Genomic DNA, 20,371 nt, shown 5'->3' with positions numbered 1-20,371 from the left:
CAATGGGCTTCGGTTTCACCTGCCTTTGGCCAATGATTGGCCGACATCACGGCATTACTGGGAGGACTTCATGGATCGCAGGACGGTATTGAAGGGATTGGCTGGCGCGGGCGGTCTGGCATTGACGGGCGGCCTGTCGGCCCCGGCAATCGCCCAGGGCGCCGCGGCCCGCACCCTGCGCTTCGTGCCGCAGGCCAATCTCGCCAATTTCGATCCGATCTGGGGCACGCAATATGTCGTGCGTAATGCGGCCGCGATGGTCTGGGACACGCTCTACGGCATCGACTCCTCGTTCCAGCCGCAGCGGCAGATGGTCGAGTCCGAGGAAGTGACGGACGACGGCACGACCTGGACCTTCAAGCTGCGGTCGGGCCTCAAATTCCACGACGGCGCGCCGGTGCTGAGCAAGGACGTCGTCGCGAGCCTCACCCGCTGGGCGGCGCGCGATCCGATGGGCCTGATGATCAAGGCGCTCCAGCAGGAGCTGACGGCCGTCGACGACCGCACCTTCAAATGGGTCCTGAAGCAGCCCTACCCGAAAATGCTCTACGCGCTGGGCAAGAACAATTCGCCATGCGCCTTCATCATGCCCGAGCGCATCGCGCAGACCGACCCGTTCAAGCAGATTTCTGAATATGTCGGCTCCGGTCCGCTGAAGTTCGCCAAGAGCGAATGGGTCCCCGGCGCCAAGGCCGTGTTCGAGAAATTCACCGACTACGTGCCGCGTCAGGAGAAGCCGTCCTGGCTCGCCGGCGGCAAGCAGGTGATGGTCGATCGCGTCGAGTGGGTGATCATGCCGGATCCGGCAACTGCGGCGGCCGCGTTGCAGAACGGCGAGATCGACTGGTGGGAGAATCCGATCGCGGATCTCGTTCCGGTTCTGAAGAAGAACAAGAACATCAGCGTCGATATCGGCGATCCTCTCGGCAATATCGGCTCCTTCCGCATGAACTTCCTCTATCCGCCCTTCAACGACGTCAAGGCGCGGCGTGCGGTGCTGATGGCGCTGAGCCAGGAAGACTACATGCGCGCGATCGTCGGCGACGACAATTCGCTGTGGAAGCCGCTGCCCGGCTACTTCACGCCGGATACGCCGCTCTACACTGAAGTGGGTGGCGAGATTCTGAAGGGCAAGCGCGATCTGGACGCCGCCAAGAAGCTGCTCGCCGAGAGCGGCTATTCCGGCCAGCCGGTGACGTGTCTCGTCGCGCAGGACCAGCCGATCACCAAGGCAATGGGCGACGTGACCGCCGACCTCCTCAAGAAGCTCGGCATGAATGTCGACTTCGTCGCGACCGACTGGGGCACGGTCGGCTCCCGCCGCGCGCAGAAGACGCCTCCGGGACAGGGCGGCTGGAACATGTTCCACACCTGGCACGCAGGCGCGGATTGCGTCAATCCGGCTCCCTACACCGCCATTCGCGCCAACGGCGACAAGGCGTGGTTCGGCTGGCCGACCAGCGCTGGCACCGAGAAGGAGGTCACGTCGTGGTTCGAGGCCAAGAACCTCGACGAGGAGAAGGCCGCCATCGGCCGTCTCAATAAGGCGGCGATCGATGACGTCGTCTACGCTCCGACCGGCTTCTTCCTGAGCTACACCGCGTGGCGCAAGAACGTCTCCGGCGTGACCAAGGGACCGTTGCCCTTGTTCTGGGGCGTGTCGAAGTCCGCTTGATCGTGCGTTGAGGCCAGATGCTCTCCTACATCCTCCGTCGCATCGTCGCGACCTTGCCGGTGATGGCAATCGTCGCGCTGTTCGTGTTCAGCCTGCTTTACATCGCTCCGGGTGATCCGGCGGTGGTGATCGCGGGCGATCAGGCAAGCCCGGAGGATGTGGAGCGCATCCGCCAGAGCCTGGGGCTGGACCGGCCGTTCCTGGTCCAGTTCGGAAGCTGGGTCTGGCGCATCCTGCACGGCGATCTCGGCACCTCGATCTTCACCAACCTGCCGGTCTCGGCGATGATCGGGCAGCGTCTCGGACCGACGCTGTCGCTGATGATCGTCACGCTGCTGCTCACGATCGTGGTGGCGGTGCCGCTCGGCGTGGTGGCGGCGTGGAAGGCCGGCAGCCTGATCGACCGCGTCATCATGGGCTTTGCGGTGTTCGGCTTCTCGCTGCCCGTCTTCGTGGTCGGCTACATGCTCGCCTACATCTTCGCGCTCGAGCTCGAATGGCTGCCGGTGCAAGGCTACACGCCGCTGACCCAGGGTTTCTGGCCGTGGCTGGAAAACCTGATCCTGCCGGCGATCGCGCTCGGCTGCGTCTACATCGCTCTGGTCGCGCGCATCACGCGCGCCGCCATGCTCGAGGTCTTGCAGCAGGACTATATCCGCACCGCCAAGGCCAAGGGCCTGGGGCAGGGCGGCATCCTGTTCATTCATGCGCTGAAGAACGCTGCGGTTCCGATCGTCACCGTGATCGGAATCGGCATTGCGCTGCTGATCGGCGGCGCGGTCGTCACTGAAAGCGTGTTCGCGATTCCCGGCCTCGGCCGGCTCACGATCGATGCGATCCTGCGCCGCGACTATCCGGTCATCCAGGGCATCGTGCTGCTGTTCAGCTTCGTCTACGTCCTCGTCAACCTGATGATCGACGTCACCTATACGCTCGTTGACCCGAGGATCCGCTATTGACCGACACCACCGTCAACCCGCAATCGCTTCCGGCCGGCCTCGTTCTCGCGCCGCAACTGCCGGAGATCCTCCGGCCGGTCAAGATCCGGCGCGGCTTCATCGGAATGCTGCGCGGCCATCCGACGGTCGCGATCGGCGGCGCGCTGCTGCTGACCCTCGTGCTGATCGCGATCTTCGCGCCCTATCTCGGGACGATCGATCCGACCGCGCTTGCGCCCGCCAAGCGGACGCGCGCGCCGTCGACCGATTTCTGGTTCGGCACCGACGTGCTCGGCCGTGACATCTATTCGCGCGTGCTCTTTGGTGCCCGGGTCTCGCTCACGGTCGGCCTGTCGGTCGCGATCTTCGCATCCGCGGCGGGTCTTGCGATCGGTATGATCTCGGGTTTCATCCGCTGGGCCGACGGCATCCTGATGCGCTTCATGGACGGCCTGATGTCGATCCCGCCGATCCTGCTCGCCATCGCGCTGATGGCGTTGACGCGCGGCAGCGTCGGCAACGTCATCCTGGCGATCACCATCGCCGAGATCCCGCGCGTCTCGCGCCTCGTCCGCAGCGTCGTGCTGTCGCTGCGCGAGCAGCCCTATGTGGACGCGGCGGTGGCCTGCGGCACGCGCACGCCGATGATCATCCTGCGCCACATCCTGCCCAACACGGTTGCGCCGATGCTGGTACAGGCGACCTATATCTGCGCCAGCGCCATGATCACGGAGGCGATCCTGTCCTTCATCGGCGCGGGCACGCCGCCCACCATTCCGTCCTGGGGTAACATCATGGCCGAAGGCCGCGCGCTCTGGCAGGTCAAGCCCTATATCGTGTTCTTCCCGGCGGCCTTCCTGTCCGTCACCGTGCTTGCCGTGAATCTGCTCGGCGACGGCCTTCGCGATGCGCTCGATCCGCGCATGGCCAAGAGCCTGTGAAGTCAAGAGGCTGATCACATGGCGTTGCTCGAAGTCGAGAACCTCCAGACCCATTTCCGCACCCCCGGCGGCATCAACCGCGCGGTCGACGGCGTGTCCTTCCATGTCAACGAGGGCGAGACGCTCGCCATCGTCGGCGAGTCCGGCTGCGGCAAGTCGGTGACCTCGATGTCGCTGATGCGGCTGGTCCCGGAGCCGCCGGGCCGGATCGCAGGCAGCATCCGCTTTGCCGGCAAGGATCTCCTGAAGCTGTCCGACCGCGAGATGCGCGCGATCCGCGGCAACGACATCTCGATGATCTTCCAGGAGCCGATGACCAGCCTCAATCCGGTGCTGACCGTCGGCCGCCAGATCCGCGAGACCTTGATGATCCATCAGGGCCTCGACAAGCAGGCCGCCGAGGCGCACGCGATCGAGATGCTGACGCTGGTCGGCATTCCCGAGCCGAAGCGGCGCGTGCGCGAATATCCGCACCAGCTCTCCGGCGGCATGCGCCAGCGCGTGATGATCGCGGTGGCGCTGGCCTGCAATCCAAAACTGCTGATCGCGGACGAGCCGACCACGGCGCTCGACGTGACCATCCAGGCGCAGATCCTCAAGCTGATGCTGGATCTCAAGCGCCGGGTCGGCGCGGCCATCATCCTGATCACCCACGATCTCGGCGTCGTCGCCGAGATCGCCGAGCGCGTCATGGTGATGTATGCCGGCCGCAAGGTCGAGGAGGCGCCGGTCGCGGAGCTGTTCCGTTCGCCGCGTCATCCCTATACGCAGGGCCTGCTCGGCGCGGTGCCGAAGCTCGGCTCCTCGCTCGCGGGCACGGCGACGCGGCTCGCCGAGATTCCCGGGCAGGTGCCGGATCTCCGCAAGCCGATCACCGGCTGCGTCTTTGCCGGGCGCTGTGCGCTCGCGACCGATCTCTGCCGCCAATATGCGCCGGGGCTGGAAGAGAAGGGCCCCCGTCACATCGCCGCCTGTCATTACGCGGCCAAGGGAGCGATCGCGGCATGAGTCCTCCGCTGCTCCAGGTCAACGACCTCAAGAAGCATTTCCCGATCAACAAAGGCCTCTTCGGGCGACAAACCGAATTCGTCTATGCGGTCGACGGCGTGTCGTTCGAGATCGCGCGCGGCGAGACCTTGTCGCTGGTCGGCGAGTCCGGCTGCGGCAAATCGACGGTCGGCCGCGCCATCCTGCGGCTGTTCGAGATCACCTCGGGCCAGGTCATTCTCGACGGCCAGCGCATCGACGACGCCCATCCGAGCACGATGCGCCAGATGCGCCGCCGCGTGCAGGTCGTGTTCCAGGACCCGTTCTCGAGCCTCAACCCGCGCATGCGCGTGCGCGACATCCTGGCCGAGCCGATCCGCAATTTCGGCCTCGCCAAATCCAAGGAAGATCTCGAGGTTCGCGTCACGGAGCTGATGGACACCGTGCGCCTGCCGCGCGAGGCCTTGAACCGCCGGCCGCACGAATTCTCCGGCGGCCAGCGCCAGCGCATCGGCATTGCGCGGGCGCTTGCAGCGGAGCCCGAGCTGATCGTGTGCGACGAAGCTGTCTCGGCGCTCGACGTCTCGGTCAAGGCGCAGGTCGTCAATCTGCTGCAGGACCTCCAGCAGAAGTTCGGCCTCGCGCTGCTGTTCATCAGCCATGACCTCGCCATCGTCGAGCACATGACCCACCGCGTCGCGGTGATGTATCTCGGCAAGATCGTCGAGGTGGCGCCGCGCCGGGAGATCTTTGCCGCGCCGAGGCATCCCTACACCAAGGCGCTGCTCTCGGCGGTGCCGCTGCCCGAGCCCGGTGCCCAGCGCAATCCGATCATCCTCGGCGGCGACGTGCCGAGCCCGATCAATCCGCCGAAGGGATGCCGCTTCCACACCCGCTGCCCGTTCGTGTTCGACCGCTGCCGCACCGAGGAGCCGACGCTCCGGGCGGCCGGAGACGAGCAGTGGGTGGCGTGCCACCTCGATGCATTGCCGGCGGGGTGAGTCCCGGCGTCAGCCGATCGCTGTCAGGGCGCGGCGGATGGCCGCAAAGATGTCGCCGATCTGTTCCTCGGTGATGATCAGGGGCGGCGAGATCAGCAGCGTGTCGCCGCTGCCGCGGATCAGGATGCCGTCCTCATAGCAGCGGTTGGCGCATTCGCTGCCGCGTGCGCCCGGCGTGCCCTCGCGCGGCTTTAGGTCTATCGCGGCGAGCAGCCCGATGTTGCGGATGTCGACAACATGGGGGAGATCGCGCAAGCCGTGCGCGTGGTTCTCCCACACCGGCGCGAGGCGCCGCGCCCGCTCGAACAGGCCGAGATCCTGATACACGTCGAGCGCGGCAAGACCCGCCGCGCAGGCCAGCGGATGGGCCGAATAGGTGTAGCCGTGGAACAGCTCGATCGCGTTGTCCGGCCCCTGCATCAGCGCGTCATGGACCTTGCCGCTGACGATGACGCCGCCCATCGGCACGGCGGCGTTGGTCATGCCCTTGGCGCAGGTGATGAGGTCGGGCGTCACGCCGAAAGCGTTGGCGCCGAACGGCGCGCCGAGGCGGCCGAAGCCGGTGATGACCTCGTCGAAGATCAGGAGAATGCCGTGCTGGTCGCAGATCTGGCGCAGCCGCTCGAGATAGCCGACCGGCGGCGGCAGCACGCCGCCGGAGCCGGTCACGGGCTCGACGATGACGGCGGCGATGGTCGAGGGATCGTGCACCTGCAGCAGCTTTGAAAGCTCGTCGGCGAGATGCGCGCCCCATTGCGGCTGGCCGCGCGAGAACGCGGCATGCTCGGGATCATGGGTGTGCGGGAGGTGGTCGACCTCCGGCAGCAGCGGGCCGAAATCCCTGCGGTGGCGGACGATGCCGCTCACTGACAGGCCGCCCCAGCCCATGCCGTGATAGGCCTTTGCGCGCGAGATGAAACGGATGCGGCTCGCGTCGCCGCGGGCGCGGTGATAGCCGCGCGCGATCTTCAGCGCGGTGTCGACCGATTCCGAGCCTGAATTGGTGAAGAAGACGTGGTCGAGGCCATCAGGCGCGATCTCGGTGATGCGGCGGGCGAGCTCGAAGGCCGCCGGATGGCTCATCTGGAACGAGGAGACGAAGTCGAGCTTCGCCGCCTGCGACTGGATCGCCTCGACGATGCGCCTTTGCGCATGTCCCGCGTTCACGCACCACAGCCCCGCCATGCCGTCGAGAATGCGCCTGTTGTCATCGGTGATGTAATGCATGCCTTCGGCGCCGACGAAGATGCGCGGCTTCGACTTGAACTGGCGGTTCGGCGTCATCGGCAGCCAGAACGGCTCCATGGCCTCGCGGGTGAGGGGGCTGTTGGAGGACGCGAAAGTATTCATGGTCATGGCAACTCTTGGAAAACGTCAGGAGGCTTTGGATGGCGTGTTGGAATTGGCCGGGCCGCGCTTGAGCTTTGCCGCGCCCTGGAGATGCCGGCGCAAGAGCGCAGCCGCGGCCTCGTTCTGGCCGGCTTCGAGCTGGTCGAGGATGGCGAGGTGCTCGCGGCAGTTCACGATCACGCGCTCATGGCCGAAGGTCCAGTCGTAATTGCCGAAGCGCCGCAGCCGGTTCTGCTGTTGAACCGCGACCAGCAGATAACGGTTGCCCGATGCCGCGGCGAGGCCTTCGTGGAAGGCCGCATTCATCTCGTAGAGCGCGATGCTGGCGGTGTCACTCCACGGCATCGCCAGCATCTCCTGGTGACGATGGCGCATCTCGGCGGCCCAGGCCGGATCGAGCTTGAATCCAGGTTCGAGCAGGGCGGCCGGCTCGATCAGCAGACGGTATCGGTAACTCTCGTCGCGCGCTTGCGTATCGGCGAGCGTCGGCTGGAAGCGCCAGCCATGGCCGGGCTTGCGCTGAACGGCGGCAACTTCCGCAAGCTTGGTCAGCACGCGCTGCACGATCGGCCGCGTCGCATCGTAGCGCTGCATCAGGTCGCGCTCGGAAACTTCCTCCGGCAATCGCCCGGCGCGGCGATCGCGCGCGATCGCGAGGAACAGCCGGTCGGTATCGTCGGGGCTCGGCTTTGGCGGTGCCTTGTGGGAGGCGGGGGCGGCCTCGGCGACGAAATAGCCGCGGCTGGCGCCGGCATGCACGAGCTTGCGCCGCGCCAAGAGCTTCAGCGCGGCGCGCACCGGCGTGCGGGACACTTGAAGGCGCTCGGCCAGCGCGACCTCGGCAAGACGGGTTCCCGGCGCGAGTCCTTCGCTCCGGATCAGGTCCATGATCCCGGCGGACAATTCGCGCTGGAGCCGGCTTGGAGGCGTTTTTTCCACGGCAGATTTCGCGGTCGAAGATTTTTGTTTCATGTCATCACAAAATACATTAGCTTTCCCGGGAAAGCAAAAGGAACTTCAAGAAGGAATTTGGCGTCCCATGGTTGAGCCCTTTCCCCTCATCGAAATCTCCGGTCCTCCGCGCGAGCGTGGCCGTCAGTACGGGCAGAAGGCGGCAGGCCGCATCAAGAAGGGGACGACGCACTACTTCGCGCAGCTGAAGGAGCTTTCGCTCGACGCCAAGGGAGTTGCCGAGCTGGTGCGGGAATATCTGCCTGTTATCGAGGGCTTCGATCCGACTTATATCGAAGAGATGCGCGGCATTGCGGAGGGCGCCGACGTTCCGTTCGAGGACGTCGTCCTGCTCAACGCCCGCACCGAGATCATCAAGCTCGCCAATCCGGTGATCCGCGCGCGCTTGAAAACGCCCGACGAGCCCGACGGCTGCACCGGCGTCGTCGTGATGCCGCAGGCGACCGCCAGCGGCCGCCTGATCCATGCCCAGAACTGGGATTGGAAGCGCGAATGCGCGGAGACCGCGGTGGTGCTGAGGGTGCGTCGCGATGACGGTCCTGATCTCATGACCTTCACCGAGGCCGGCGCGCTGGGTCGCTGTGGCTTCAACGCAGTCGGCATCGCGATCACCGCGAACTATCTCCAAAGTGACCGTGACTATCGCCAGGTCGGCGTGCCGCTGGCGCTGATCCGCCGCAAGGTGCTGGAGCAGGAGCATCTCGCGCTCGCCATGCGTGCCGTCTATTGCACCAGGAAATCCGCGGCCAACAACATGATCATCAGCCATCGCGAGGGCGTGGCGATCGATTTCGAATGTGCGCCGGATGAGACCTTTCAGGTGCATCCGCAGAACGGCCTGCTGGTGCACGCCAATCACTTCGTGAGCCCGGTTGCGCTCGGCAAGCTCAAGGACGCCGGCATCCAGGATACGCCTGACAGTCTCTACCGCGACATCCGAGTCCGCGATCTGCTTCAGCCGCACATCGGCAGCATCACCTTCGACAACGTCAAGAATGCGCTGTTCGACGAGTTCGCCTATCCCTGGTCGGTGTGCCGCCCGCCGCGCCGCAATCTCAGCAACAATCTCAGTGCCACCGTGGCGACGATCCTGATGGAACCGGCGAGCGGATTGATGCAGGCGGCGCCGCTGCCGGCGCTCAACCGCGAATTCACCGAGTACCGGCTCGAAATCGACGAAATCGGGCGGGCCGCGTACGAGCGGTCTGCCGCGGGGGCCGCGTGATGCGGCGGCGTCGGCCATCGCCGGCATGGGCGGTCGGTCTGGCCGCGCTCGTCCTGTGGGCCATGCTGGGCAAGGCCGGCGCCGAGACATTGCTGCGGACGCGGCTCAACGCCGATATCCGCTCGACCGATCCCGGCACCAATCGCGACGCCAACACCGACGGCGTGATCGCGCATGTGGTGGAAGGGCTGGTCGCCTTCCGCGACGACACGTCGATCGGCCCGATGCTGGCTGACAGCTGGACCGTCTCGAACGAAGGGAAGACCTACACATTCCGCCTGCGCCAGGGCGTCAAGTTCCACAATGGTGCCACCATGACCTCGGACGACGTGGTCTGGTCGCTCAAGCGCTGGCTCGACCCAGCAACCCAATGGCGCTGCCTCTCCGAATTCAGCGCCACCGGCATCGCGCGGGTCGAGAAGATCGAGGCGCCCGATCCGCAGACCGTCGCCATCACGCTCGATCAGCCGAGCGCCTTGTTCCTCCCGACTCTCGCGCGCCCCGATTGCGGCCAGACCGCAATCATCCATCGCGATTCCGTCGGGGCGGACGGCAAGTGGATCGCCCCTGTTGGCACCGGCCCGTTCAAGCTCGGCGAGTGGAAGCGCGGACAATATGTCGATGTCATCCGCTTCGACGGCTACGTCTCGCGCAGCGAACCGCGCACCGGTTACACGGGCGCCAAGGACGTCAAGGTCGATCGCGTTCGTTTCAACGTCATTCCGGACAGCTCTGCCGCAAAGGCGGGGCTGCTCAGCGGCTCGCTCGACGTCATCATGAGCCTGTCGATCCCCGATCTCGAAGAGCTCAAATCGCGTCCCGAGGTGCAGCTCAGCATCACGCCCGCGCTCGGCCTCACCGGCATCCTGTTCCAGACCAAGGACCCGCTGCTGAAGGACGTGCGGATCCGCCGCGCCATTGCGCTGTCGATCGACACCGCGCAGATCGTCGATGCCGTGATGATGGGCACCGCGCGCCCCAACAATTCCGCGCTGCCGCTCGGCAGCCCGTTCTACAGTGAGACGCAGTCGCACGGTTATGCACAGAACCTCGCGGAGGCCAAGAAGCTGCTGCTGGAGGCCGGCTACCGCGGCCAGCCGATCAAGATGATCACCAACAAGCGCTACAGCTACGTGTTCGATTCCTCCGTGCTGGTGCAGGCCATGGCCCAGACCGTCGGCATCAATATCGAGCTGGAGGTGATGGACTGGGCGGCACAGCTGGACCGCTACAACCGCGGCGACTACCAGTCGATGGCCTTTACCTATTCGGCGCGGCTCGATCCCTCCCTAAGCTTCGAGATGCTGACCGGGCCGAAGGCGACGCAGCCGCGCAAGGTCTGGGATAATCCGCAGGCGCAGGACATGCTGCGCCAGTCGATGATGATCGACGACACCGCAAAGCGGCAGGCGCTGTTCGACGAGATGCACAAGCGCTTCATCGCCGACGTGCCGATGATCGTGCTGTTCAACGGCGCCGAGCTGATGGCACTGCGCAAGGGCATCAAGGGCTATGCCGGCTGGCTTTATCCGCAGCCGCGGTTCTGGGGCGTCACGGTCGAGTAGGGCGGCGCCATGTTGGGTTACCTCGCACGACGATTGGCAATGACGATCCCGACGCTGCTGCTGGTCGCGATCGGGGTGTTCGCGCTGGTCCGGCTCATTCCCGGCGATCCCGTTCAGGTGATGCTCGGCGATGCCGCCGATCCCGCGCAGGCGGTGCAGCTTCGTGCCCAGCTGGGGCTCGACCAGCCGATCCCGATCCAGTTCATGCACTGGATCGCCAAGCTTGCGGCCGGGGATTTCGGTCACTCCATCACCAACAATCTGGCGGTGCTGCCGCTGATCCTCGACCGCTTCCAGGTCAGTGCCGTCATCGTGCTGGTGGCGGTCGCGGCGGCCGCATGCATCGCAGTCCCGGCCGGCCTCGTCGCGGCCTGGAAGCAGAACAGCCTGCTCGATCTCTCCGTGGTCGGCGGCGCCACGCTGCTGCTGTCGATCCCGAGCTTCTGGCTCGGTCTTCTGCTGCTACTGCTGTTCGGCCTCAAGCTGAAATGGCTGCCGGTGATCGGCTATGTGCCGTTCGCGGAGAATTTCTGGCAGGCGGCGACCTTCATCGTGCTGCCGATCGCGACGCTGACCATGGTGGAGATCGGCGTGCTCACGCGCATGGCACGCGCCGCCTCGATCGAGGTACTCAGGCTCGAATATGTCACCCATGCGCGCGCCAAGGGCGTGCCGGAATGGCGCGTCCTCGCCCGGCACGTGCTGCCCAACGCCTTCGCGCCGACCTGGACGCTGATCGGCCTCGTGCTCGGCCATCTCCTCGGCGGCATCGCCGTGATCGAGACCGTGTTCACGCTGCCCGGTCTCGGCCGGCTGCTGGTGGATTCGATCTTCGCGCGCGACTATCCCGTGGTGCAGGGCTGCCTGCTGTTCACGGCGGTGATCTACGTCGTGGTCAATCTGATCGTCGATCTCTGCTATCCCTTGTTCGATCCCAGGGTGACGGTGGCATGAGGATGCGCGCCAACACCGCGATCGGCGGCACCTTGATCGCGCTCCTGCTCGGCGCGGCGCTTACAGGCGCGTTCTGGACGCCGTTCGATCCGCTGCGGATCAATCTGCGCGCGCGGCTTCAGGCGCCGTCGTCGCTGCATTGGTTGGGCACGGATGAATTCGGCCGCGACGTGCTCAGCCGCATCATGGTCGGGGCCGGCGCGAGTGTGGTGATTGCCCTGATCACGGTGCTGCTGGCTGTTGCGGCCGGCATGGTGATCGGCTGCGCGGCCGGCTACATCCGCGGCTGGACCGATCGCATCATCATGGCGGTCAACGACGCGCTGCTCGCGTTCCCCGGTATCCTGCTGGCTTTGGCGGTGATGATTGTGGTCGGCGCCAACAAGGTCGGGCTGATCCTGGCGCTTGGCCTTGCCTACATCCCGTCGGTCGTCCGCGTGGTGCGCGGCACGGTGCTGTCGATCCGCGAGAAGGAATATGTCGAGGCTTCGCGGGTGATCGGCAATTCGGAAGTGTATTCGATGTTCCGCCACGTGATGCCGAACGCGATCGCGCCGGTTGCGGTGCTCGCGACCAGCATGTTCGGCTGGGTTCTGCTGGCCGAGAGCGCGCTGAGCTTTCTCGGCCTCGGCGTGCCGCCGCCGGCGCCGACCTGGGGCAACATGCTGGCGGCGAGCCGTCCGTTCATGGAGACGGCCGCCTGGCTCTCGATCGCGCCGGGCCTGTGCATCGCGCTGACGCTGCTCGGCATCAACCTGCTCGGCGATTCCTTACGCGATCGCCTCGACCCGAGGATGGCGCACGGATGACGCTGCTGTCGGTCGAAAATCTGCGGATCGAGGTCGCCGCCAGCAAGGCTGTGATCGTCGACGACATCTCCTTCGCCGTCGAGCGCGGCGAGTTTCTCGCCGTCGTCGGCGAATCCGGCAGCGGCAAGACCGCGGCGGCGCGCGCGGTACTTGGTTTGTTGCCGCCGGGGCTGCGCAAGGCCGGCGGCCGTATCGTGCTCGACGGTGTCGATCTCGCTGGTGTCTCGGCGCGCCAGATGCGGACGCTGCGCGGGCCGACCGTCGGCATGGTGTTCCAGGAGCCGATGGTCTCGCTCAATCCCGCCATCAGCGTCGGTGCGCAGATGGCGGAAGGGCTCGGCCTGCACGAGCGGCTCGGCAAGCGCGAGATCAAGCGCCGCTGTCTCGACATGCTCGCGCGCGTGCAGATCCGCGATCCTGAAAGAACCTTTGACGCCTATCCGCACGAATTCTCCGGCGGCATGCGCCAGCGCATCATGCTCGCGTCGGTGATGCTGCTGAAGCCGAAGCTGCTGATCGCAGACGAGCCGACCACGGCGCTGGATACCCTGACCCAGCGCGAGGTGCTCGACCTCATGGTCGGGCTCGCCCGCGACCACGGCACCTCGGTGATGCTGATCACCCACAATCTCGGCCTGGTGTCACGCTATGCGCAGCGCGCTCTGGTGCTGCGCCAGGGCAGGATGGTGGAGACCGGCACGACGCGGCAGATCCTGTTAGTTCTCGCCGCGGGAGGCTTATACCAAACGGCTGGTCGAGGCCCTGCCGCGCCGCGGCGCCACGACCAAGGCGCGACAGGGCGGCGAGCCGCTCGTCAGCGTGCGCGGGCTCAAGGTCGGCTTTGCCGGGCGGCAGCGGCTATTCCGCCGCGATACCGGCGTCTCCGCCGTCAACGGCGTCGATCTCGACATCGCTGCGGGAGAAACCGTCGCCGTGGTCGGCGGCAGCGGCTCCGGCAAGACCACGCTCGGCCGTGCCATGCTGCGGCTGATCCCGACCTCGGGCGGCGAGATCAGGTTTCGGGGCAGGGACGTGGCGACGAGCGTCGATCGCGACTTCCGTTTGGCCTCGCAGCTCGTGTTCCAGGATCCGTACTCTTCGCTCGATCCGCGCATGCGCGTTGGCGAGATCGTCGCCGAGCCGCTGCGTCACGTGCCGCAACTCACGACGGCCGAGCGCGATTGGCGCGTCGAGACGATGCTCGACGAGGTCGGCCTTGCCGGTCTCGGCAAGCGCTGGCCGCATGAATTGTCGGGCGGTCAGCGGCAGCGTATCGCGATTGCGCGCGCCATCGTGCGCGAGCCGGCCTTCGTGGTCGCGGACGAGCCGGTGTCGGCGCTCGACATGACCATCCAGGCGCAGGTGCTGAAACTGTTCGAGCGGCTGCAGGCGCAATACGGCTTCGCCTGCCTGTTCATCAGCCATGATCTCGCGGCGGTCGAGCAGGTCGCCGACCGCGTCGTGGTGATGCAGGGCGGCAAGATCGTCGAGCAGGGCTCGCGCGATGACGTCTTCGATCACCCCCGGCATGACTACACCAAGGCGCTGCTAGCAGCCGCGCCCGTGCTGGATTTCGCCGGTGCGGCGGCGGAGCGAGTCTCGGGCTGAACAGGATCTTGCGTATGAAACGGTTTGTCGTTGCGTTGTGCCTGATGCTTGCGCCGCTGCCGGTGGCCCGCGCCGAGAGCGTCCTGCGCAGCATGGTCACGACCGACATCCGCGGCCTGATGCCGGGCAATAGCCCTGACGACAACACCGGACTGGTGCTGCAGCAGATCTACGAAGGCCTCGTCGCCTGGCGAGGTGACGGCACCGTTGCGCCGATGCTGGCCAAAGCTATTGAGACGTCCGCCGATGGCCGCACCTACACCTTCACGCTGCGCGAGGGCGTGACCTTCCACAACGGCGCGCCGCTGACCTCACGCGAAGTGGCGTGGACCTGGGAGCGCTTCCTCGATCCGAAATCCGGCTGGCCGTGCCGAACCAATTTTGACGGCACGCGCAAGATCAAGATCGTCGAGATCACGGTGCCGTCGCCGGAGCAAGTTGTCTTCCGACTCGCCGAGCCGAGCGGCGCGTTCCTCAGCACGATGGCGCGGGCCGATTGCGACAGCACCGGCATCGCGCACCCGGACTCGGTCGGCGCCGACGGCGCCTGGCAGAAGGCGATCGGCACCGGCCCGTTCAAGCTGGCCGAATGGCGCCGCGGCCAGTTCATCGAGCTCGTGCGCAACGAGGCCTATGCAGCGCGCAGCGAGTCGGCCGACGGCCTCAGTGGGGCCAAGCCGCCCAAGGTCGATCGCGTCAGGCTGTCGATCGTGCCCGATCCGGCGGCGGCGAAGGCGGCGATCCAGTCTGGCAATCTCGATCTCTGGCCGTCAGCCGATCCCAAATTCGCGGGCGAGTTGAGGTCGGCAGGGCTCGTGATCGCATCGGCGCCGGTTGCCTCGTTGAATGCCATCGTGATGCAGACCAATGATCCGCTGCTGAAGGACAAGCGCATCCGCGAGGCGATCGCGGCCTCGCTCGACTATCCCGGCATGAGCGACAGCCTGACCGACGGCTACGCCAAGCCGAGCACGTCGCTGGTGCCGCTCTCGAGCCGCTATTACGGCGCAGTGGAGCAGGCCGGCCAAAACCTCGACATCGCGCGCGCGAAGAAGCTGCTGAGCGAGGCCGGCTACAAGGGCGAGCCGATCAAGATCACCACCAATTCGCGTTTTCCCGTCATGAACGACGTCGCCGTGATGGTGCAGGCAATGGCGCAGCAGGCGGGCCTCAATCTCACCGTCGAGGTCGTCGAGTTCGCGGCCCAGCTCAGCCGCTACAACAAGGGCGACTATCAGCTCATGGTCTGGAACTACACGCCTTATCTCGATCCCGCCTTCGGGCTGGACCGGTTCATCGGCGACAAGACCGCGCAGCCGGACAAGGTCTGGGGCAATCGTGATGCGATCGAGCTGCTTGGCAAGCTGATGGAGACGCCCGAACCTGTGGCGCGCCAGCCGCTGTTCGATGCGCTCCACGGACTGTTCGTCGACGATGCGCCGATGATCGTGTGGAGCTCCGGCGTCAACGTCTCCGCGGTCGCGCCTGCCGTGCGCGGTTATGCGCCATGGGCCGGACGCAAACCCCGCTTCTGGAATGTCGAGGTTGTCAGATGATCTCCCTTGCCCAGCGCAGGCAACATGCCTGGCCGGACGGCGCGCGCTGCGTCGTCGGGCTCACGCTCGATTTCGACGGTACCTCGCTGGAGCGCGGCCGCGGCCAGCTGCCGCTCGGGGCGCGCTCGCACGGCCGCTATTCCGCCAAATGCGGCATCCCGAGATTCGTCGATATGTTCACGCGGCACAACGTGCCCTGGACCTTCTATGTCTCCGGCTATGATGCCGAGGAGCACCCGGACCTCGTCCGCGACATCTCGCGCTCGGGCATCGAGATCGGCTCGCACGGCTATTTTCACGAGGGCGTCGATCCCGGCGATGCCGAGCCGGAGCTCTTGGAGCGGACGCACCGACTGCTCACGGAAATCACCGGCGTCGCGCCGCGCGGATGGCGCTCGCCATCCGGGCACAAGACCGCCCGCACGCTGCGCAAGCTCCGCGAGCTCGGCTATGTCTACGATTCCAGCGACAAGGATTTCGACCTGCCGTATCTCGCCCGCTACGACGGCGAGGAGCGCAGCGACTATGTCTGCCTGCCCAACAACACCTCGACCCTCGATGATTTCCCGTTCTACCGTGTCAGCTATACGCCGCCGTCGGAAGTGCTGACGCATTGGGAGCAGGAGTTCGACGCGATCTACGCCGAGGGCGGTTACTACAACCTGACCTTCCACCCGCGCGTCGGCTATGGCTCCGGCTCGCCCGCGCGCGTTGCCGCGGTCGAAGGGCTCATCAAATATGCCAAGCGCCACGACGGCGTGCGCTTCGTCGGCATGCTGGAGCTTGCCGAATGGTGCCTGAAGCGTCCGACCGATTGGCGGCGGGACTGGAGCGGACAATGACGAAGCCGATCATTCCAATTGTCGTGACCGTCAATCTTCAGGGCAAGACGGTGGAGCTGACCCAGCTTGGGGAAGACGCGCTGTTCGGCCGCGCTTCCTACGGAAAATACGCCTATGCGGTCGGCTGCGAGCGGCTGTTCGGCCTGCTTGATCGCCACGGCATCAAATCCACCGTGTTCGTGCCGGGTGCTGAAGCAGAAGCCAATCCCGCCTACATCGCCGCGCTCGCCGGCCGCGGTCATGAGATCGCCGCGCATGGCTGGGCGATGGAAGAGATGGACGCGGCCGGCATCGACGAGCGGGCGCTGCTGGAGCGCACGCATGCGTCGCTGTCGCGGATCGTCGGCCGTGCGCCGCGCGGTTTTCGCGCGCCGCATGGCCGGCTCACCGAGCGCACGCTCGGGCACCTCTCCGATCTCGGCTATCGCTACGATTCGAGCTTCCAGGACGACGATCATCCGTACCGGCTCGATGCCGACGGTGGCTGCGGCATGGTCGAGGTGCCGCATGCGGAGATCCTGATCGACGCGATTCTGTACGGCCAGCGTCAGACGCATGACCGCGTCATGAAGATGTGGCGCGAGGAGATCGAGGCCATGCACCGCGAGCGCTGCCTGATCACGCTGACGCTGCATCCGCGCAGCGACTACGGCAGCGCGCGGGCAAGCCGCGTTGCCGCGCTCGACGGCCTATTGAGCTGGCTGCGCGGGTTGGACGGAGTTGCGTTCCTGACCTGCGAAGAGCTCGCCGATCGATCGGGATCCTGATCCTAGACGTGCCGCGGCATCCGGGATTTCGCCAGCACGCAGTGGATGCCCTTGTTGCCGTCGACCAGCTGCGTGACGCGGAGGTCGGCGGCGATCGAGCAGAGCGTATAGGCATCCTGCGCGCTGAGGCCGCTCTTTTCTCGGATCAGCGCGATCATGTCGCGCAGCGTCGCCTTGGCGGCATCGTCGAGGTCCTCGTCGAACCCCATGGTGATCCAGTCGGACGCCGTCTCGGCGCGCGGCGAGGTGAGGCGGAGATCGCGGTGGACGTGGAATTCGAACGTGCCTGTCAGCGCTGCCTCGATCGCGGTGAGGCAGACTTCGCCGTCGCCCTGCAGCGCGTGGCCGTCGCCGGCCGAGAACAGCGCGCCCGGCACGAACACCGGAAAATACAGGGTGCTGCCGGCCCCGAGCTCCTTGTTGTCCATGTTGCCGCCGAACGCGCGCGGCTCCTTCGAGGACAGCCGGCCCCAGGCCGGCGGCGGCGCGACGCCGAAATTGCCGAAGAAGGGGGAGAGCGGCAGCTCCTGGCCCCAGGGAAGCTTTGCGACGTTACGCGCGCGGTCCAGCGGAATGTGGATGCGGCGGAACTCGGGAAAATCCTCCGGCAGGGTGCCGAGCGTCGGCACCTGCAAATTCCAGCCCCAATTGCAGCGCAGCTCGATATTCAAGACGCGCACTTCCAGCACGTCGCCGGGCTCGGCACCTTCGATGTGGATCGGTCCCGTGAGAAGGTGCGGGCCCGGACCGCGGAATGCGCTTGCCAGCACCTCCGCATGTCCGGGAACGGTGTCAAAGCCGAGCGACGGATCGGGCAGATCGTCCGGCTCGCCCGACAGGGTCTCGATGGTCACCCGGTCTCCGGATGCGATTCGGAGCACCGGCTTCAATCGTCCGTCCCAGAGTCCCCACTGGACGTTTCCGGGAGTGGAGCGCAGGACGTGGTCCATGCCGCTACCTGCCTGCGCTGCTCGCAACGATCGAGGAGGGCGAGGTCGCGAACTTGCCCAGCCCGAGATAGACGAGGCCCGCCACGCCAATGCCGAACAGCCAGCTCAGATCGGCGCCGCCCAGGAAGTTGGTCGAGATCGGCCCCTGCAGCGCGCCGACGAGGCCGTCTTCGACCAACCATCCGGCAACGAGACCCGCGAAGAACGCGATCATGCCGGCCCAGTTGATGTCGCCATAGGCGCTGGTCTCGGGCGATCGGTAGAGCTCGGCGACGTCGATCTCGCCCTTGCGCTTGATGAAGTAGTCCGCGAGCACGACGCCGGCCCACGGGCTCATCCACAAAAGCAGGCTGATCATCCAGTTGTCGAACGCCTTCGCGAAGGACGGCGCGAAGATGAAGTAGAGCGTGACCAGATAGCCGGCGACGCCAGTGATGACGGTGAGCCAGAAGCGCGAGAGCTTCAGCCCCGCGCTCAGTGCCGCCAGCGTCGCTGAATAGACGTTGAGGATGTTGGTGGCGATCGGGCCGTGCAGCACCATCAGCAGCACGAGGATGCTGACCGGTCCGCCGAACACCGCGCTGACCATCTTGGCGGGGTCGGTGTCCAGCGTCGTCGAGGCGATGGTCGCGCCGAGGATGCCGAGCCAGACCGTCGGCACGAACATGCCGACATAGCTGTACCAGAACACGGACTTCGAGGACGTGCTGCGCGGCACGAAGCGCGAATAGTCCGAGGCCCAGGTGACCCAGGAGATGCCCCAGCCGACGCCGATCGCGGTCATCAGCAGGGTCAGCATCGCCATGTGCGCGCCCGGCGGCAGCGAGGTGGTGAGGCCCCAGTTGACGACGCCGGGGCGCGTCCAGGCCAGCACGCTCATCAGCACCATGATGGCGATGGTCGGCGGCACCGTGTATTTCTCGAAGGTGCGGATCGCGTAGAAGCCGTAGATGCCGATCAGCACCTGCGCCGCCATCACCAGCGTGATGACGACGATCTCGATCAGCCAGGTGTCGGGCACGCCGAACTGGCCGAGGATGCCCATCGAGACCTTGACCGGGAAATAGGTGTTCACACCGATCCAGCCCAGCGTCATCAGGAACATCAGGATACTGGGCAAATAGGCGCCGCGGACGCCGAAGGCGGACCGGCTCAGCACCATCTGGTTGACGCCGGTCTTGTGTCCCATCACCGTGAAGGTCGCGAAGATCGCGCAGCCCACGATGTTGCCGAGCACGATGACCGCGATCGTCTCCATCAGGCCGAGCTTGAGGATGATGCCGAGCGCGCCGAGCGCCCAGTTCACCGGCGCGATGTTGGCGCCGGCCCAGATCCACATCTGCTGCGGGCCGGTGGAGTCCCGGTCCGCATCGGGAATTGGTTCGATGCTGTGAATATCAGCGCGAAGTTCGGAATCCGTCATGACATCCCCCAATACGAAGCACGCTTCGCATCATCGCAGCATAAATCGTGCCATTGGTTGCGACGCGGCCGGGCAGGGTGCGTGCCGCATGCCGGATGCAGCGTAGCTCGCGGCGGATGCACCTGCGTTTTCAAGCGCGCGCTATGCTCACGTGCCGGCTCGGCGTGGCATCTCCGACGTGCCGGCGAGAGGCGGTGGATGTTGCATGGCGAAGCAGCGGTACGATGATAAATTGAGCAGCCCAACTCAAAAGCGCAGCAACTGCGCCTAATCGAATAGGGCAGCGGAGCTGTCGCGACTTGGGTTGCCGGCCACGATGCGCTGCATCATCTCGATGAAGAGCGCCTGTTCCCGCTCGCTGAGATCGCCGAGCGTCGCGCGATGCGCACGCCGCGCCGCGCCCTCGATCTTGACCAGCAGCGCGGCGCCGGCCGGCGTCAATCGGCACAGGCGCGCGCGGCGATCGTCCTTGTTGACGGCGCGCTCGACCAGGTTCCGTGCGGCGAGCCGCTTCAGCGCGCCGGTCGTCGTGGTGCGATCCAGCGCAATATCGGCCGCCAAAGTGGTCTGATCGGCAGTTTCGCGCACCGCCAGCGCCGAAAGCAGGCTGTATTGCAGCGGCGTGACCTCGAACTCGCCGCAGGCGTCCTGAAACAGCGCGACGTGAATCTGGTGCAGCCGCCGGATCAGATAACCGGGGCGCTGCGACAATGGCCAAGGGCGATGCTTGGCCCCCGTGCGACCCTTCCTTGCTTGCCGCAATGCACACTCTCCCAACCCGAAACTCCGTCGCGCTTAGCTCGATTCG

At 66.0% G+C, this 20,371-nt stretch carries 17 protein-coding genes and 1 pseudogene; 13 read left to right on the top strand and 5 right to left on the bottom strand.

Features of this window, described 5'->3' with window-relative positions; genetic code table 11:
- Positions 1–70: 70 nt before the first annotated feature.
- Genes JQ635_RS15930 through JQ635_RS15910 form a run of 5 tightly spaced genes read left to right on the top strand, consistent with a single transcriptional unit; the run spans position 71 to position 5,542 of the window.
- The gene (locus JQ635_RS15930) at positions 71–1,675 is read left to right on the top strand and encodes an ABC transporter substrate-binding protein (protein ID WP_211410788.1); all 1,605 of its coding nucleotides are present in this window, start codon (positions 71–73) and stop codon (positions 1,673–1,675) included.
- A 17-nt stretch (positions 1,676–1,692) separates the two neighbouring features.
- A complete protein-coding gene (locus JQ635_RS15925) occupies positions 1,693–2,634 on the top strand; it encodes an ABC transporter permease (RefSeq protein WP_211400951.1) in 942 nt (313 codons plus the stop codon).
- Complete coding sequence (locus tag JQ635_RS15920; protein WP_211410787.1) at positions 2,631–3,554, top strand: ABC transporter permease; 924 nt, start codon at positions 2,631–2,633, stop codon at positions 3,552–3,554. Before JQ635_RS15925 ends, JQ635_RS15920 begins: the two co-directional genes overlap by 4 nt.
- Positions 3,555–3,572: 18 nt before the next feature.
- The gene (locus JQ635_RS15915) at positions 3,573–4,562 is read left to right on the top strand and encodes an ABC transporter ATP-binding protein (RefSeq protein ID WP_026312732.1); all 990 of its coding nucleotides are present in this window, start codon (positions 3,573–3,575) and stop codon (positions 4,560–4,562) included.
- Entirely contained in the window at positions 4,559–5,542 is a 984-nt protein-coding gene (locus tag JQ635_RS15910) for an ABC transporter ATP-binding protein (RefSeq protein ID WP_211410786.1), read from the top strand. Before JQ635_RS15915 ends, JQ635_RS15910 begins: the two co-directional genes overlap by 4 nt.
- A gap of 9 nt (positions 5,543–5,551) precedes the next feature.
- Here the strand turns inward: JQ635_RS15910 and JQ635_RS15905 are convergent, their stop codons facing one another.
- Positions 5,552–6,898 carry an aspartate aminotransferase family protein gene (locus JQ635_RS15905; RefSeq protein ID WP_211410785.1) on the bottom strand — a complete coding sequence of 449 codons (1,347 nt, stop codon included), beginning with the start codon at positions 6,896–6,898 and terminating at the stop codon, positions 5,552–5,554.
- An 18-nt stretch (positions 6,899–6,916) separates the two neighbouring features.
- Entirely contained in the window at positions 6,917–7,831 is a 915-nt protein-coding gene (locus JQ635_RS15900; RefSeq protein ID WP_349631865.1) for a GntR family transcriptional regulator, read from the bottom strand.
- Positions 7,832–7,931: 100 nt separating this feature from the next.
- On the opposite strand from JQ635_RS15900, the gene JQ635_RS15895 reads away from it, so the two are divergent.
- From JQ635_RS15895 to JQ635_RS15860, 8 genes and pseudogenes are all read left to right on the top strand, one after another.
- Positions 7,932–9,089, top strand: a complete 1,158-nt coding sequence (locus tag JQ635_RS15895; protein WP_211410783.1) for a C45 family autoproteolytic acyltransferase/hydolase — start codon at positions 7,932–7,934, stop codon at positions 9,087–9,089.
- Positions 9,089–10,654: an ABC transporter substrate-binding protein gene (locus JQ635_RS15890; protein WP_246583566.1), complete on the top strand. Its 1,566-nt coding sequence runs from the start codon at positions 9,089–9,091 to the stop codon at positions 10,652–10,654. Before JQ635_RS15895 ends, JQ635_RS15890 begins: the two co-directional genes overlap by 1 nt.
- Before the next feature lie 9 nt (positions 10,655–10,663).
- The gene (locus tag JQ635_RS15885) at positions 10,664–11,608 is read left to right on the top strand and encodes an ABC transporter permease (protein ID WP_211410782.1); all 945 of its coding nucleotides are present in this window, start codon (positions 10,664–10,666) and stop codon (positions 11,606–11,608) included.
- Complete coding sequence (locus JQ635_RS15880) at positions 11,605–12,417, top strand: ABC transporter permease (protein WP_211410781.1); 813 nt, start codon at positions 11,605–11,607, stop codon at positions 12,415–12,417. The genes JQ635_RS15885 and JQ635_RS15880 overlap by 4 nt, the downstream gene beginning before the upstream one ends.
- Positions 12,414–14,025 (top strand): annotated as a pseudogene (locus JQ635_RS15875) (ABC transporter ATP-binding protein). The gene JQ635_RS15880 and the pseudogene JQ635_RS15875 overlap by 4 nt, the downstream one beginning before the upstream one ends.
- 14 nt (positions 14,026–14,039) lie before the next feature.
- Positions 14,040–15,581 carry an ABC transporter substrate-binding protein gene (locus JQ635_RS15870; protein ID WP_211410780.1) on the top strand — a complete coding sequence of 514 codons (1,542 nt, stop codon included), beginning with the start codon at positions 14,040–14,042 and terminating at the stop codon, positions 15,579–15,581.
- A complete protein-coding gene (locus JQ635_RS15865; protein WP_211410779.1) occupies positions 15,578–16,423 on the top strand; it encodes a polysaccharide deacetylase family protein in 846 nt (281 codons plus the stop codon). The genes JQ635_RS15870 and JQ635_RS15865 overlap by 4 nt, the downstream gene beginning before the upstream one ends.
- Positions 16,420–17,190, top strand: coding sequence for a polysaccharide deacetylase family protein (locus JQ635_RS15860; RefSeq protein ID WP_211410778.1), 771 nt, complete (start codon positions 16,420–16,422; stop codon positions 17,188–17,190). The genes JQ635_RS15865 and JQ635_RS15860 overlap by 4 nt, the downstream gene beginning before the upstream one ends.
- Positions 17,191–17,192: 2 nt before the next feature.
- Here the strand turns inward: JQ635_RS15860 and JQ635_RS15855 are convergent, their stop codons facing one another.
- The 3 genes from JQ635_RS15855 to JQ635_RS15845 all read right to left on the bottom strand — a co-directional run bounded on the left by JQ635_RS15855 (position 17,193) and on the right by JQ635_RS15845 (position 20,325).
- Positions 17,193–18,140, bottom strand: a complete 948-nt coding sequence (locus tag JQ635_RS15855) for an acetamidase/formamidase family protein (RefSeq protein WP_211410777.1) — start codon at positions 18,138–18,140, stop codon at positions 17,193–17,195.
- 4 nt (positions 18,141–18,144) lie between these two features.
- On the bottom strand, positions 18,145–19,563 hold the full coding sequence (locus JQ635_RS15850) for a cytosine permease (protein WP_211410776.1): 1,419 nt from the start codon (positions 19,561–19,563) through the stop codon (positions 18,145–18,147).
- 267 nt (positions 19,564–19,830) lie between these two features.
- Entirely contained in the window at positions 19,831–20,325 is a 495-nt protein-coding gene (locus JQ635_RS15845) for a MarR family winged helix-turn-helix transcriptional regulator (protein ID WP_211410775.1), read from the bottom strand.
- Positions 20,326–20,371 lie beyond the last annotated feature (46 nt).

It is taken from the genome of Bradyrhizobium iriomotense, assembly GCF_018130765.1.
GTDB classification, from domain to species: domain Bacteria; phylum Pseudomonadota; class Alphaproteobacteria; order Rhizobiales; family Xanthobacteraceae; genus Bradyrhizobium; species Bradyrhizobium iriomotense_A.
The sequence above is the reverse complement of the archived record's forward strand: the minus strand, read 5'-3'. Positions and strand labels throughout refer to the sequence as shown.

Bases quoted from the DNA above. Each gene is read 5' to 3' on its own strand.
- JQ635_RS15930 (WP_211410788.1), top strand. From the start codon at position 71: ATGGATCGCAGGACGGTATTGAAGGGATTGGCTGGCGCGGGCGGTCTG.
- JQ635_RS15925 (WP_211400951.1), top strand. From the start codon at position 1,693: ATGCTCTCCTACATCCTCCGTCGCATCGTCGCGACCTTGCCGGTGATG.
- JQ635_RS15915 (WP_026312732.1), top strand. From the start codon at position 3,573: ATGGCGTTGCTCGAAGTCGAGAACCTCCAGACCCATTTCCGCACCCCC.
- JQ635_RS15910 (WP_211410786.1), top strand. From the start codon at position 4,559: ATGAGTCCTCCGCTGCTCCAGGTCAACGACCTCAAGAAGCATTTCCCG.
- JQ635_RS15905 (WP_211410785.1), bottom strand. From the start codon at position 6,898: ATGACCATGAATACTTTCGCGTCCTCCAACAGCCCCCTCACCCGCGAG.
- JQ635_RS15895 (WP_211410783.1), top strand. From the start codon at position 7,932: ATGGTTGAGCCCTTTCCCCTCATCGAAATCTCCGGTCCTCCGCGCGAG.
- JQ635_RS15890 (WP_246583566.1), top strand. From the start codon at position 9,089: ATGCGGCGGCGTCGGCCATCGCCGGCATGGGCGGTCGGTCTGGCCGCG.
- JQ635_RS15885 (WP_211410782.1), top strand. From the start codon at position 10,664: ATGTTGGGTTACCTCGCACGACGATTGGCAATGACGATCCCGACGCTG.
- JQ635_RS15880 (WP_211410781.1), top strand. From the start codon at position 11,605: ATGAGGATGCGCGCCAACACCGCGATCGGCGGCACCTTGATCGCGCTC.
- JQ635_RS15870 (WP_211410780.1), top strand. From the start codon at position 14,040: ATGAAACGGTTTGTCGTTGCGTTGTGCCTGATGCTTGCGCCGCTGCCG.
- JQ635_RS15865 (WP_211410779.1), top strand. From the start codon at position 15,578: ATGATCTCCCTTGCCCAGCGCAGGCAACATGCCTGGCCGGACGGCGCG.
- JQ635_RS15860 (WP_211410778.1), top strand. From the start codon at position 16,420: ATGACGAAGCCGATCATTCCAATTGTCGTGACCGTCAATCTTCAGGGC.
- JQ635_RS15855 (WP_211410777.1), bottom strand. From the start codon at position 18,140: ATGGACCACGTCCTGCGCTCCACTCCCGGAAACGTCCAGTGGGGACTC.
- JQ635_RS15850 (WP_211410776.1), bottom strand. From the start codon at position 19,563: ATGACGGATTCCGAACTTCGCGCTGATATTCACAGCATCGAACCAATT.